Below are 13,032 nucleotides of genomic sequence, written 5' to 3'. Positions count from 1 at the left end.
CAAAGAACAACCCAAAAGCCCGGAAAATCAACAACCGGGCTCGAAAAGCTGCGTCTTCAATCCTCAAAATCCCAACAAGTGCGAGTTATGCAATGGTCCCACAAGGGGGGAGACGGATGGGGCGCGCTTTTCAGTCCTTCGCCAGCTCTTCATAAATCGCGCCCAGCGCTGCAGCCTCGCCCTTGAGGTCGAAGCGGGAGCGGACTTCGGTCAGTGCATTTTCGCCATGCGCTCCCGCAAACGCCGGAGCAGCCAGATATTTGGCGATAGCATCGCGCAGCGTCTCGTAGTTGCCGGCAGGGGCGATTTCGCCGGTCTTTCCGTTCTCGATCATGCCGGCATAGGCGCCGGCGTCGCTGGCGACGACGGCCGTTTTCGAGGCCATGGCTTCGAGCGGGGTCAGGCCAAAGCCCTCGTTGCGGGACGGGGCGACGTAAAGGGTGAGGCGGCGATACCAGGGCTTGATGTCATCCACCTCGCCGAGGATGCGGATGCGATCCTCCAGTCCCGCAGCCTTGATATCGGCTTCCAGCGCTGCGGCGAAGGCCTTGTTGTCGGCGGTGACGCGGCCGGTGACGATGGCGGTCCAGTCGGGATAGCGCGGCAGCAGCTCGACCATGGCGCGGACGAAAAGGTCTGTCCCCTTGCTTTGGCGCACGCGGCCGAAGCAGCCGATGAGATATGTGCCGGGCAGGCCGGTTGCGGCCATCGTGTCGCTGTCATTTTCCGGCGGATGGAAGAGCGCGAGGTCGACGCCATGCGAGACGACCGTATGCGGCACCTTGAGATAGGAGCCGGAGCGGGCGCTTGTGGCGACCACGGCATCCATCTTCGCAATCAGCCAGCGGGTATAGCTGCTGTGGTGGCGCTGGGCGGCGGAGGTGAAGAGCAGCCTGATCGGCATGCGCAACACGTCGCGCAGCAGCAGGCCGAAGAGCATTTCGTTGTTGCGGCGCGCGTGCCAGATGCGCTTGCCGCCGCCTGCCGGTTTCTGCCAGAGCCTGAAGAGGTCAAGCCAGCCGAGATGCGGCAGGTGGTCGGGAAGGCCGGGGCCAAGCACGGCAACGTGCTGGCCCTGGCGGTTCTGTTCCGGAACGAGCTGGACGATCGTCGACGTGACGCCCGACAGCCGCCGCTTGAAATTCGGCGCAATGACGCGGGTTTCGGCGGCGGTCGCAAGCTTTGGCACTGTCTTGATATCCGGGCGGATCAGCCCCAGGTGATGTTCAGGATTTCGTAGGCCTTGGAGCCGCCGGGCGCGTTGACCTCGATACTATCACCCTTTTCCTTGCCGATGAGGGCGCGGGCGATCGGCGAGGAGATCGAGATGCGGCCGGACTTCACATCGGCTTCCTGGTCGCCGACGATCTGGTAGGTCTTTTCTTCTTCCGTGTCCTCGTCGACGAGCTTCACGGTGGCGCCGAACTTGATCTTGGTGCCGGACATCTTGGAAAGATCGATGACCTCGGCGCGCGAGATATAGTCCTCAAGCTCGCCGATGCGGCCCTCGTTGTGGCTCTGCGCTTCCTTGGCGGCGTGATATTCGGCATTTTCCGACAGGTCGCCATGGGCGCGCGCTTCGGCGATCGCCTCGATGATGCGGGGGCGTTCTTCCTGCTGGCGCCAGCGCAGCTCTTCGCTGAGCTTGGCATAGCCGGACTGGGTCATCGGAACTTTTTCGACCATTTCCATTTCCTTCCCGTCGCTGACGCATGGGGTCAACCATGCGGCCGCATGTCTTGTCGTTTCCACGTCTTTTGATGGGCGCGGCACAAAAATAAAACGGTCCCCGGAGCTTCACGCAACGGAACCGTTCAAAACGGAAAACAATATAACAGAAAGCCTTTCGAAAAAGCGAGGAAAATCTGTGACACGCATTCCCTCGGTTTCAAAGGCGCTTTGAGAACAAATGCTTGGGGGGCTCATCGCTCAAGCTGCAGGTCGCTCCATCGGCTCGACGGGATCGGTTCGCCGATGGCAAAGCGAAAGGCTGTCACGGCGCTTCGCTTCGCATCAAGTGTGCAGTCGAAGGCGAGGCGGAACCAGCGATGGGCGCTGCGGAAGGCGGCACCGGGGGCATGCAGCCGGTCGCCATCCACTTCCGTGTTCTGGAGGGCATAGGCAATCAGCCGGTCCGGGTGCATCCTGGTATCGGCGCGGCGGATCTGCTCCATCGCTTCGGTATCGCAGAGCTGTTCGTTGCGCTCTGCGGGCGACAATGTCCTGAGCGCGTCGCGGGCGGAGCGGTTTTCCGGCCTGGCGAGGATGGTGGCTGCGTAGAATGCGCTCGCCTCCTTCATCGTCGGTGCGGGATCGGGTTGTGGCGGAGGCGTCGGCGCATTGTCCGGCGCTTGTGCTGTTTGCGGCGCTGGTGTCGGTGTTGGCGCAGGCGCGTCCACTGCATCCCTTTGCCGTTCCGATGGGGGCGATGGCTGCTGCTGTTCTGCCGCCTTGTCCGCTGGCGAGGAGGGCTCGGGGGCGCTTGGGCGTTCCGGGGCTGTGGCCTGCGGAACTATCGTGACCGAAACGATTGGCTCGGACATGTCCTCGACCGGGGCCGGGCTGAACCGGAGGAGACAGAAAAGCGCGACAAGGTGAATGGCAATCGACGCGGCAAGACCGGAGCGAAAATCCTTCCTCGCCTGCACGGATTGCGCCTCTCTGCCTTTGCCGTCACCGGTCACTTTCGGTGTCGTCATCGATACTGCGCCGGATTTTGGATGCAAGGGCAATTCCGGGGAAGATGGAAACCGCCTTTCCTTTTTCAGACTGGGAGGGCGTGCTGCCGGCGTATCCGATTTCGTTGGAAAGGCTCTGGCGGAAACCGCGTCCGCGCTTTCAGGCGACGCCTAAGGCGGGTGACATGTTTCCGTCAAGGCTGCGGTGGCCGTCGCGGAAGGTGACAACGACACGGTTTCGGCCGGACTGCTTTGCCTCGTAGAGACAGGCGTCCGCCTCGCGATAGAGTTGCTCATAGCTGGTCGCAACATCGCTGAAGGCCACGCCGATGCTGACGGACAGTCCGGAGTCGGGAAGCGTCATGCCGAATTCCGATGCGGCGACGGCGGCGCGCAGTTTTTCGGCCTGGAGGGCCGCCAGACCGGGCGTGGCGCAGCGGGTGAAGACGGCAAATTCCTCGCCGCCGATCCGCCCGAAGACATCCTCGCTTGCAAGGCAGGCCTTGATCGCCTCGGTGACGGCGACAAGCGCCTCGTCGCCGGCGTGGTGGCCGAATGTGTCGTTGACCTTCTTGAAATGATCGATGTCGATGACCATCATCGCCGCCGCGACCGGTGTGTCGGCAAGGAGGACGGGTTCGACCGCATTGTGGAAGGCGCGGCGATTGAAGATGCCGGTGAGACTGTCGGTATATGCCAGGCGTTCCAGCGCCTTGCGCGTCAGCGCCAGTTGCCGCAGCTTGGCAAACAGGTAGAAGAATGTCGGTCCGCCGATGCAGATGGGGTTGAGAATATCACTGCGGACATCGCCCCAGAATTGATCGCCTGTTTCCGACATCAGGTTGCTGAAGTCGATGGCGAAGGTGACGCACGTCGCCGCTGCCGTGAAGGCCAGCGTCGCCGCCACGACAATTGTGTAATCCCGCATGCCTAGCTTGGCTGCCTTCAAGAACGTGTTCCCCGCGTCAGCCGGGCAGGGGAATTCCTGCTTTGGCCGGACATGCGGGATCGCAGCGCCTGAAGCCGCTGCGATCCCGTCTGACTTGTTATAAATCAAGTCTGCTGAAGAAACGTCTAACAGCGGGCTAAATTCTGCGCGGGGGTGTTAACTCCGAAGTAATGAAGCGACGTATCCTGTGCCGTTCCGGTTCAGGTGCTCAATAGAGCTTCGGGACGTACATGTCGTCTGGAACCGGCATACGGTAGTAGTCGTCATGATGGACGCGCTCGGGAAGATCGATCGTCGGGCGCGGGACCTCCTCGTACGGGATCTGCTTGAGGAGATGCGCGATGCAGTTCAGGCGGGCGCGCTTCTTGTCGACGGCCTCGACCACCCACCAGGGCGTTTCGGGTGTGTGGGTGCGGTCGAGCATCTCTTCCTTGGCCTTGGTGTAGTCTTCCCAGTGCACGCGGCTTTCCAGGTCCATGGGCGAGAGCTTCCACTGCTTCAGCGGATCGTGGATGCGCATCTTGAAGCGGAATTCCTGCTCCTCGTCGGTGATCGAGAACCAGTATTTGATGAGGATGATGCCGGAGCGGACGAGCATGCGCTCGAATTCCGGAACGGAGCGGAAGAATTCTTCCAGCTCGTCCTTGGTGCAGAAGCCCATGACACGCTCGACGCCGGCGCGGTTGTACCAGGAGCGGTCGAAGAGAACCATTTCGCCAGCGCTCGGCAGGTGCGGAATGTAACGCTGGAAATACCACTGGTGACGTTCGCGCTCGGTGGGCGCGGGGAGCGCCACGACGCGGCAGACGCGTGGATTGAGACGCTGCGTCACGCGCTTGATCGCGCCACCCTTGCCGGCAGAATCGCGGCCTTCGAAGATCACCACGACCTTCAGCTTCTTGTGCTGGATCCAGTCCTGAAGCTTCACCAGCTCGTGCTGCAGGCGGAAGAGCTCGCGGAAGTAGATCTTGCGATCGAGCGTCGGCTCCGTCTCATGCGTCATTCCGTCGACGACAAGCTCGTCAAGCTGATCCTCGTCCATCTGCATTTCCAGCTCTTCGTCGAAGCTGTCAGCAATTTCTGTCTTGATGCGTTCGAGGTCATATTGCATTCGTCAAATCCTTGCGGCGGTTTTGCCGGAGAGAAGCAGGGTTCTGTGAAGGACTTGTGACAGATTGCGCCGATGATGCTTCAGGACCCGAACATATGGTCGCCGGGAAGATTTCGGGGCCTGTAGTCGGGCATCTGTTTCATCCTGATGTCGACTGAGGGATGGATCACCGCCTTTGAAGGGATTTTCCGCCGGTCGAAAATCGGAAGGTAGAATCGTCCCAGTCTTGGCCAAAGTCTGAGCGACGTCTTGAGAATGCGGCGTGGGAAGAATTCCACGATCGCCCAGGCGATGTTCATGGATTCGTTGATCTTCCCGGTGGGAGACGGCGGGACATAATGACCACTATTGTCCCCGATGCCTTTTGCAAGCAAGTCGAAGACGACATCGTCGCCCTTGATGCCGCTGTCGCAGGCTTCGCGGTACAGCCACTCCAGGGGTATTTTCGCGAGCGCGCTCTTCTGCTCAGGCTGGCCGCCTCCGACATCCGTGTGGCAGCCTGTGAACCAGACCTCCTTGAAGTCTTGCGGCACAGTGTCGAAGCCATTTTTTTCATACGACCAGTATTGGTATTTCTGATCCGGCGTCCAGAGCGAGGGCTGGAACATCGTCCGGTGTTCATCGATGGCCAGCGCTTGCCGCACCGTCTTGATGCGGTCATTCTTGTTCGTGTAGGCCTTCTGCTTCAGTGTCAGCCACGGGAAGCGGGACTTCCGATCGAAGACCGAGGCAACGGTATCCCACAGGCCGAGGAACTCCACACGGATCGGTTTGCCCTGCAGAACCTTCTGATAGTGTTCGATCTCGTCATCAAAACGCTTGCTTTCAGCAGTGAAGCCGAAATTCTTGTAGGCTCTGAATGCATAGCGAACCAGGTTATCCTGCTCGGGCTTCGTGAGCCCGAAAACCCGGATGAATCCCGTCAGAAGGCGCGCTGTGTAGGCGCCGCGGCTGAAGCCGATGACATAGATATTGTCTCCAGGTTCCCAACGATTGACGAGAAAGCGATATGCTTCCATGACATTGTCATCGATCCCGGCGCCCGTCGCCAGACCGATCAGGATAAATGCCTTCGAGCGAAGCGAGGACCACCAGCCCAGGTTGCCGAACGTTCCGACGCCCGGCTGGTAGAAGACCAGCTGCGTCTCGTTTCTCTTCAGGCAGCCATAGAGTCTCAGAACGTTGGTGCGCTCGCCGTTGATCTGGTTCGACGTGCCGTCGAGCAGGATGACGATGTTCTTTGCCATGATCTCCTCCCTCATGATGAGGGAGGATAGTAGTGGAATTATCCCAATTTGCAATCAGGGGTTATGTTCCGGCGGCAAAGGGACCGGGCCGCAGCGGCTTGTCGCGCTGCGGCCGGAAAAGGCTATTCTCAGAAATAGCTCTGCAGCGGCCGCACTTCGAGGTTGCCGGCCTTCAGCGCGCGGATGGCTTCTGCGGCTGCCAGTGCGCCCGACATGGTCGTGTAGTAGGGCACCTTCTGCATCAGCGCGGCGCGGCGGAGCGACTTGGAGTCGGAGATCGCCTTGTTGCCGTCGGTGGTGTTGAAGACGAGGCTGACCTGGCGGTTGCGGATGGCGTCCTCGATATGCGGGCGGCCTTCCAGAACCTTGTTGATCTTGATCGCCTCGATGCCGTTTTCGGCGAGGAAGCGCTGCGTGCCGCCGGTTGCCAGCACCTTGAAGCCGATATCGGCCAGGATGCGGATGGCAGGCAGGATGCGGTCCTTGTCGCCGTCGCGGACGGAGACGAAGACGGCGCCGTCACGCGGCAGATCGACGCCGGCGCCGAGCTGCGACTTGGCAAAGGCCAGCGCGTAGTCGGTGTCAAGGCCCATGACTTCGCCGGTCGAGCGCATTTCCGGGCCGAGCAGTGTGTCGACGCCGGGGAAGCGGGCAAACGGGAAAACGGCTTCCTTGACCGCGATATGCTTCAGCGCGCGCGGGTTCGGCTTCTGGCCATAGGCGGCAATGGCCTCGTCCAGCTTTTCGCCGGCCATGATGCGGGCAGCGATCTTGGCGATCGGTGCGCCAATGGTCTTGGCGACGAAGGGCACCGTGCGCGAGGCGCGCGGGTTGACTTCGAGGATGTAGATCGTGCCGTCCTTGACCGCGAACTGGACGTTCATCAGGCCGCCGACATTGAGTGCCTTGGCGAGGATCTTCGTCTGGCGCTCCAGCTCATCGACCATTTCGTCGGAGAGCGTGTGAACCGGCAGCGAGCAGGCGCTGTCGCCGGAATGGATGCCGGCTTCCTCGATATGCTCCATGATGCCCGAGACGAAGACATCCTTGCCGTCGCAGAGGCAGTCGACATCCACTTCGATGGCGTTGGTCAGGTAGCTGTCGAAGAGAAGCGGGTTCTTGCCGAGCAGCGTGTTGATCTGGCCGGTCTTGTCGTTCGGATAGCGGGCCTTGATGTCTTCCGGCACGAGTTCCGGAACCGTGTCGAGCAGGTAGGACTGGAGCTGGCTTTCCGAATGGAGGATCTGCATGGCGCGGCCACCCAGAACATAGGACGGGCGCACGACCAGCGGGAAGCCGATCTCGCCGGCAACAAGGCGGGCCTGTTCGACGGAATAGGCAATACCGTTGTTCGGCTGCGTCAGGTCGAGCTTCTGGAGAAGCTTCTGGAAGCGGTCGCGGTCTTCGGCCAGGTCGATCATGTCGGGCGCGGTGCCGAGGATCGGGATGCCGTTCTTTTCCAGCGCTTCGGCAAGCTTCAGCGGCGTCTGGCCACCGAACTGCACGATGACGCCGACAAGCTCGCCGTTTTCCTGCTCGGCGCGCAGGATTTCGATCACGTCTTCGGCCGTCAGCGGCTCGAAATAGAGGCGGTCGGAGGTGTCGTAGTCGGTCGAGACGGTTTCCGGGTTGCAGTTGACCATGATGGCTTCAAAGCCGGCATCCTTCAGCGCGAAGGCGGCATGGCAGCAGCAATAGTCGAATTCGATGCCCTGGCCGATACGGTTCGGGCCGCCGCCGAGGATGACGACCTTCTTTCTGGTCGAGACTTCGGCTTCGGAGCGCGTGGCACCTGCAAAAGGCGTCTCGTAGGTCGAGTACATATAGGCCGTCGGCGAAGCGAATTCGGCCGCACAGGTGTCGATGCGCTTGTAGACGGGGCGGACATTGAGGCGGTTGCGCAGATGTGCGACTTCCTTCGCCGTCTTGCCGGTCAGCGAGGCAAGGCGCGCGTCGGAGAAGCCCATGGCTTTCAGCATGCGCAGGTTCTGGTCGTCTTCCGGCAGGCCGTGCTCGCGCACGCGGGCTTCCATGTCGACGATGTTCTTCAGCTGGGCGATGAACCACGGGTCGATCTTGCAGCCCTGATGCACTTCTTCTTCCGTCATGCCGAGGCGGAGCGCCTGGGCGACATGGCGCAGACGGTTCGGGGTCGGCGTGCCGATGGCGGCGCGGATTGCGTTCTTGTCGTCGCCATCGCCGAGGCCGGGGATTTCGATCTCGTCGAGGCCGGTCAGGCCCGTTTCGAGACCGCGCAGCGCCTTCTGCAGCGATTCCGCGAAGGTGCGGCCGATTGCCATGACTTCGCCGACCGACTTCATCGCGGTCGTCAGAACCGGCGAAGCGCCGGGGAACTTCTCGAAGGCGAAGCGCGGGATCTTGGTGACGACGTAGTCGATCGACGGCTCGAAGGAGGCCGGCGTTGCGCCGCCGGTGATGTCGTTTTCGAGTTCGTCGAGCGTGTAGCCGACGGCAAGCTTGGCGGCGATCTTGGCGATCGGGAAGCCGGTTGCCTTGGAGGCCAGAGCCGACGAGCGCGACACGCGCGGGTTCATTTCGATGACGACGAGGCGGCCGTTCTCGGGATTGACCGCGAACTGCACGTTCGAGCCGCCGGTCTCAACGCCGATCTCGCGCAGAACCGCGATCGAGGCGTTGCGCATGATCTGGTATTCCTTGTCCGTCAGGGTCAGGGCAGGGGCAACCGTGATGCTATCGCCCGTGTGGACGCCCATCGGGTCGATGTTTTCGATCGAGCAGATGATGATGCAATTGTCCGCCTTGTCGCGGACGACTTCCATCTCATATTCCTTCCAGCCGAGAACGCTTTCTTCGATCAGCACTTCGGTCGTCGGCGAGGCGTCGAGGCCGTAGCCGATGATGTCGAAGAATTCCGAGCGGTTATAGGCAATGCCGCCGCCGGTGCCGCCCATGGTGAAGGACGGGCGGATGATGGCGGGCAGGCCGACGACATCGATCGCCTGGGCGGCAACCGCCATGGCGTGGCTGATGTAGCGCTGCTTCCGGTCGGTCTCGCCGAGGTTCCACTGGTTTTCGAGATCATCCAGCGCCTTGTCGAGCGCGTCGCCGGAGAGTTCGGCGCGGAGCTTGGCGCGCGCCGCCTCATGCGTCTTGCGGTCGGCATTCTTGATTTCGGTGGCATTGGCCAGCATCGACTTCGGCGTTTCGAGGCCGATCTTCTCCATGGCTTCGCGGAAGAGCGCGCGGTCTTCGGCCTTGTCGATGGCTTCGGGCTTGGCGCCTATCATCTCGACATTGTAGCGGTCGAGCACGCCCATGCGCTTCAGCGACAGCGCGGTGTTGAGCGCGGTCTGGCCGCCCATGGTCGGGAGCAGCGCGTCCGGGCGCTCCTTGGCGATGATCTTGGCGACGACTTCCGGGGTGATCGGCTCGATATAGGTCGCATCCGCCAGGCCCGGATCGGTCATGATGGTCGCCGGGTTGGAGTTGACCAGAATGACCCGGTAGCCCTCTTCCTTCAGCGCCTTGCAGGCCTGCGTGCCGGAATAGTCGAATTCGCAAGCCTGACCGATGACAATCGGCCCCGCGCCGATGATGAGGATCGATTTGATATCTTGGCGCTTCGGCATGGCGTCATTTCCATATTTTTGGCCTGCATCAAAAGCCGGCGACGGTTCGGGACCGGGCCGGGTGCAGACTTCGTGACTTAAAGGCTAGGTGGGCCTTATAGGGAATGTCTTTATGGAAACCAACCCCGAAAATGGCGGTTTCCGGGGGAAAGTTTCGTGCGGTGACCACAGTCTCGACTGAGAAATCGGGAGCCGTGTTAGTCCTTCTTCACTGGAAGCTGCACGTTCTTCAGACTGATGGCGCAGATCAATGCAACCAGTCCGATTGCTGCACCCGTGAGGAAGAGCGGGTGGAAGGCGTTGTGGTAGACGCCTGCGATCGCCTGCCGCGTCGCCTCCGGAAGGCCTGAAACATCCTTCGGGGTCAGCTTCTCGATATCATCGACGCCGGGAATCGGGACGGTCAGATGCGCGACGCTGGCGGCAAGGATCGCGCCATAGACGGAGATGCCGATTGAGGCGCCGCCCATGCGGGTGAGCGTCACGACGCTCGTTGCCGCGCCCGTATCGCGCTTGTCGGCGGTGTTCTGGACGCCAAGGACGGGGACCTGCTGGGCGACGCCGATGCCGAGACCGTTGATCAGCAGCAGCGGCGCAATCGCCCAGAGCGGGGCCGAGAGCGGCAGGAAGGCGATGGTCGTCAAGGCCAGAACAGCGGACACGCCGGAGACGACGGCGAAGATCTTGTAGCGGCCGGTCTTCGACATGATGCGGCCGGATGTCAGCGAGCCGAGGGCGATGCCGCCGGTCAGCGGGATGAAGAAGAGACCGGCATTGGTTGGCGTGAGACCCACGGCGGACTGCAGGTAGAGTGCGAAATAGGTCGAGAGGCCGATGCCGATGGCGCCGCTGGCCATGGAAAAGACGAGCAGCAGGTTGACGGTGGACTTCGAGAAGATGCTGAGCGGCACGACAGGTTCGGCGACGCGCTTTTCCACCTGGATCCAGATGACGATGCAGAGTGCGCCGATGCCGAGGATTCCAAGACTTTGCGGGGCCAGCAGGCCACCGAAGAGTTCCGAACTGTCGGCCCACAGCACGAAGCTTGCGATGGCCGCGGCAATCAGGATCGCGCCGAGGTAGTCGATCTTCGGTTTGCGGTGCGGGCGCTTGTAGGGAAGCATGGCGCCGATGCCGAGAAGCACGATGATGCCGATCGGCAGGTTGATCAGGAAGATCGAGCGCCAGCCGAACAGGTCGCTCATCACGCCGCCGAGCGCGGGTCCGACGGCGCTGGAGAGCATGAGCATGAGACTGGAATAGCTCTGGTATTTTGCCCGTTCACGCGGCTCGAAGAGATCGGCATTGATCGAGAAGATCGAGACCATGATGCCGCCACCGCCGAGCGCCTGCAAGACGCGCGCGGCAATCAGCGTGTCCATCGACACGGCCAGGCCGCAGGTGGCGGAGCCGAGCGTGAAGATGAAGACGGCCGCCATCATGACGTATTTGCGGCCGAAGAGATCGCCGAGCTTGCCATAGAGCGGCATGACGGCGCTGGAGGCGAGAAGATAGGCCGAGCCCACCCAGCCGAAGCGTTCCAGTTGACCGAATTCGCCGACAATGGTCGGCAAGGCCGTGGCGACGATCTGGTTGTCGAGTGTTGCCATGAAGACGCCTGTCAAAAGGAAGGCAAAGACGATCAGCCGCCGCCTGTGGTCGAGCGCCATGGGCGCATCGTGCTGGATTTCGGCCTCTGCGGGGGCAGGCTTCATACGGTTGTGCATGACAAGGCAATCTCGATAGAGTAGCTCAAGGTGAGTTGGACTTTTATGTGCCTATGGCAAACAAATGTCAAATTCATATGCGTGACAAATGCAAACAAATTTGTTATGCCTGATCGAAACAAGGAGGACCTGCCTTTTCCATGAGCGCCCAAGCGGAACACGCGGCTGACCGCGCAAAGTCAGAAACGGATGCCGACATCGCCCTGATCGGTCAGGCCATGTCGCGCATGCGGCTGATGATTGGCCGTCGCATCATCGGCCGCATGGCGATGAAGCGCGCCGCGCCGACGCTCGAACTGTCGCATCTTGACGTCATCGAGGCCGTGCGGCGGATCTCGGAAAACGGGGAGGTGACTGTGGGGGCTGTCGCCGACATGATGCATGTCGACCCGTCGCGCAGCAGCCGGCTGATTTCCGAGCTGGTGCAGGGCGAATTCCTCATCCGCTCGGTGTCCCAGGCCGACGCGCGCCGCGCGGTCGTCGAACTTACCGACAAGGCGCGCGCCTATTTCCGCGAGGCGCAGAGCGTGAAGCGCGATCTCATCGAATCCATCGTCGCCGACTGGAGCCCGGAAGATATCGGGCATTTCGGCCGGCTTTATCTCAGGTTCGTCGATGAATTCGAGGCCCGGGCCAAGTCTTCCGAGGTGTGATTCTAGGCTCTCCCTCCGGGGCGGTTGAAAAAGACGTTTCCTTGCCGCTGCGATTCTGCCAGAAGGCGAGGATCAATTTCCCCGAAAGCCCGCCTCCATGACCATAGACGCTTCGCCGAAGCCTGAAACTCCCGCCGTCGCAACCGCATCGGCGCGACCGGCCGGCTTTGCGCTCGGCCTTGTTGCGATGATCGCGGCAGCACTCGCCATGAGCATTTCGCCGTCGCTGGTGCGGCTCGCCGATGTCGGGCCCTATGCCAGTGCGTTCTGGCGGGTCTTCCTCGCGCTGCCGGTGCTCTGGTTCTGGATGTGGCAGGAGGAGCGCCAGCGGCCGGATGCGCCGCGCGCCAAGTTCCCGCTTGCCACGATCCTCGCCGGTCTCGCCTTTTCCGGCGACCTGTTCTTCTGGCACCTGACGGTGATGCATACGAGCATCGCCAATGGCACGTTCTTCGCCACAATGGCGCCGCTGTGGGTGGTGATCTTCGGCTGGCTGCTGCTGCGCCAGCGGGTAAGCCGCATGACGCTGGTCGGGCTGGGGCTCTGCCTCGTCGGTGGAGCGGCGCTTGTGGCGGAGAGCCTTGCCTTCAATCCGGCCCGTGCCCTGGGCGACCTCATGGGCATCGTGACGGGCGTCTTCTTCGGTCTCTATTTCCTCGCCGTCGGTGCGGCGCGGCTCAAGAGCGGCGCGGCGCGCGTCACCTTCGAGATGAGCCTGATCACGGCAGCGCTTCTCTTTGTCGTCGCCTATGTGATGGAGCCGCATATCCTGCCGAAGAGCGGTTATGGCTGGGGCATCCTGCTGACGCTCGCCTTTGTCAGCCATGCCGGCGGGCAGGGGCTGCTTTCCGTTGCACTCGGTCGGCTGCCGACGGTCTTCTCCTCGCTGGTGATCTTTCTGGAGGCGATCGCTGCGGCCATCATCGCCTGGATCCTGCTCGGCGAGCCCGTCTCACTCCTGCAGGCGGGCGGCGGCATGATCATCCTCTGGGGCATCTGGCTCGCACGGCCGAAAGCCGCCTGACGAAGCTGGTTGCGGCTAGGCTGTTGCGGACG

The 13,032-nt window shown here is 61.8% G+C and carries 10 protein-coding genes; 2 read left to right on the top strand and 8 right to left on the bottom strand.

What is annotated here, in order from left to right:
• Window positions 1-130: 130 nt before the first annotated feature.
• The 8 genes from LQK84_RS23590 to LQK84_RS23555 form a co-directional block, all read right to left on the bottom strand.
• Complete coding sequence (locus LQK84_RS23590) at window positions 131-1,189, bottom strand: glycosyltransferase family 4 protein (protein WP_230831251.1); 1,059 nt, start codon at window positions 1,187-1,189, stop codon at window positions 131-133.
• Between the two features lie 20 nt (window positions 1,190-1,209).
• A complete protein-coding gene (gene greA, locus LQK84_RS23585; protein ID WP_230831250.1) occupies window positions 1,210-1,686 on the bottom strand; it encodes a transcription elongation factor GreA in 477 nt (158 codons plus the stop codon).
• Window positions 1,687-1,922: 236 nt separating this feature from the next.
• Entirely contained in the window at window positions 1,923-2,699 is a 777-nt protein-coding gene (locus LQK84_RS23580; RefSeq protein ID WP_230831249.1) for a DUF930 domain-containing protein, read from the bottom strand.
• Between the two features lie 139 nt (window positions 2,700-2,838).
• Complete coding sequence (locus tag LQK84_RS23575; RefSeq protein ID WP_230831248.1) at window positions 2,839-3,606, bottom strand: GGDEF domain-containing protein; 768 nt, start codon at window positions 3,604-3,606, stop codon at window positions 2,839-2,841.
• Between the two features lie 229 nt (window positions 3,607-3,835).
• Window positions 3,836-4,738 (bottom strand): polyphosphate kinase 2, encoded by a 903-nt coding sequence (ppk2, locus tag LQK84_RS23570; protein WP_230831247.1) that lies wholly within the window; start codon window positions 4,736-4,738, stop codon window positions 3,836-3,838.
• 80 nt (window positions 4,739-4,818) lie between these two features.
• Entirely contained in the window at window positions 4,819-5,985 is a 1,167-nt protein-coding gene (locus tag LQK84_RS23565) for a DUF2235 domain-containing protein (protein WP_230831246.1), read from the bottom strand.
• 128 nt (window positions 5,986-6,113) lie between these two features.
• Entirely contained in the window at window positions 6,114-9,596 is a 3,483-nt protein-coding gene (gene carB / locus LQK84_RS23560) for a carbamoyl-phosphate synthase large subunit (RefSeq protein WP_230831245.1), read from the bottom strand.
• 197 nt (window positions 9,597-9,793) lie between these two features.
• A complete protein-coding gene (locus LQK84_RS23555) occupies window positions 9,794-11,323 on the bottom strand; it encodes an MDR family MFS transporter (RefSeq protein ID WP_442967009.1) in 1,530 nt (509 codons plus the stop codon).
• 140 nt (window positions 11,324-11,463) lie between these two features.
• Here LQK84_RS23555 and LQK84_RS23550 point away from each other — a divergent pair, with 140 nt between their 5' ends.
• Together LQK84_RS23550 and LQK84_RS23545 are read left to right on the top strand one after the other, a co-directional pair.
• Window positions 11,464-11,976: a MarR family winged helix-turn-helix transcriptional regulator gene (locus LQK84_RS23550; RefSeq protein ID WP_230831244.1), complete on the top strand. Its 513-nt coding sequence runs from the start codon at window positions 11,464-11,466 to the stop codon at window positions 11,974-11,976.
• 97 nt (window positions 11,977-12,073) lie between these two features.
• Window positions 12,074-13,000, top strand: a complete 927-nt coding sequence (locus tag LQK84_RS23545; protein ID WP_230831243.1) for a DMT family transporter — start codon at window positions 12,074-12,076, stop codon at window positions 12,998-13,000.
• Window positions 13,001-13,032 lie beyond the last annotated feature (32 nt).

Source organism: Rhizobium sp. C4, assembly GCF_021026315.1.
Taxonomy (GTDB): Bacteria; Pseudomonadota; Alphaproteobacteria; order Rhizobiales; family Rhizobiaceae; genus Ensifer_A.
Note: the sequence above shows the minus strand (reverse complement) of the source record. Positions and strands in the feature narration are given on the sequence as shown.

Bases quoted from the DNA above. Each gene is read 5' to 3' on its own strand.
- LQK84_RS23550 (WP_230831244.1), top strand. From the start codon at position 11,464: ATGAGCGCCCAAGCGGAACACGCGGCTGACCGCGCAAAGTCAGAAACG.
- carB (WP_230831245.1), bottom strand. From the start codon at position 9,596: ATGCCGAAGCGCCAAGATATCAAATCGATCCTCATCATCGGCGCGGGG.
- ppk2 (WP_230831247.1), bottom strand. From the start codon at position 4,738: ATGCAATATGACCTCGAACGCATCAAGACAGAAATTGCTGACAGCTTC.
- LQK84_RS23555 (WP_442967009.1), bottom strand. From the start codon at position 11,323: ATGCACAACCGTATGAAGCCTGCCCCCGCAGAGGCCGAAATCCAGCAC.
- LQK84_RS23580 (WP_230831249.1), bottom strand. From the start codon at position 2,699: ATGACGACACCGAAAGTGACCGGTGACGGCAAAGGCAGAGAGGCGCAA.
- LQK84_RS23575 (WP_230831248.1), bottom strand. From the start codon at position 3,606: ATGCGGGATTACACAATTGTCGTGGCGGCGACGCTGGCCTTCACGGCA.
- LQK84_RS23565 (WP_230831246.1), bottom strand. From the start codon at position 5,985: ATGGCAAAGAACATCGTCATCCTGCTCGACGGCACGTCGAACCAGATC.
- LQK84_RS23545 (WP_230831243.1), top strand. From the start codon at position 12,074: ATGACCATAGACGCTTCGCCGAAGCCTGAAACTCCCGCCGTCGCAACC.
- greA (WP_230831250.1), bottom strand. From the start codon at position 1,686: ATGGTCGAAAAAGTTCCGATGACCCAGTCCGGCTATGCCAAGCTCAGC.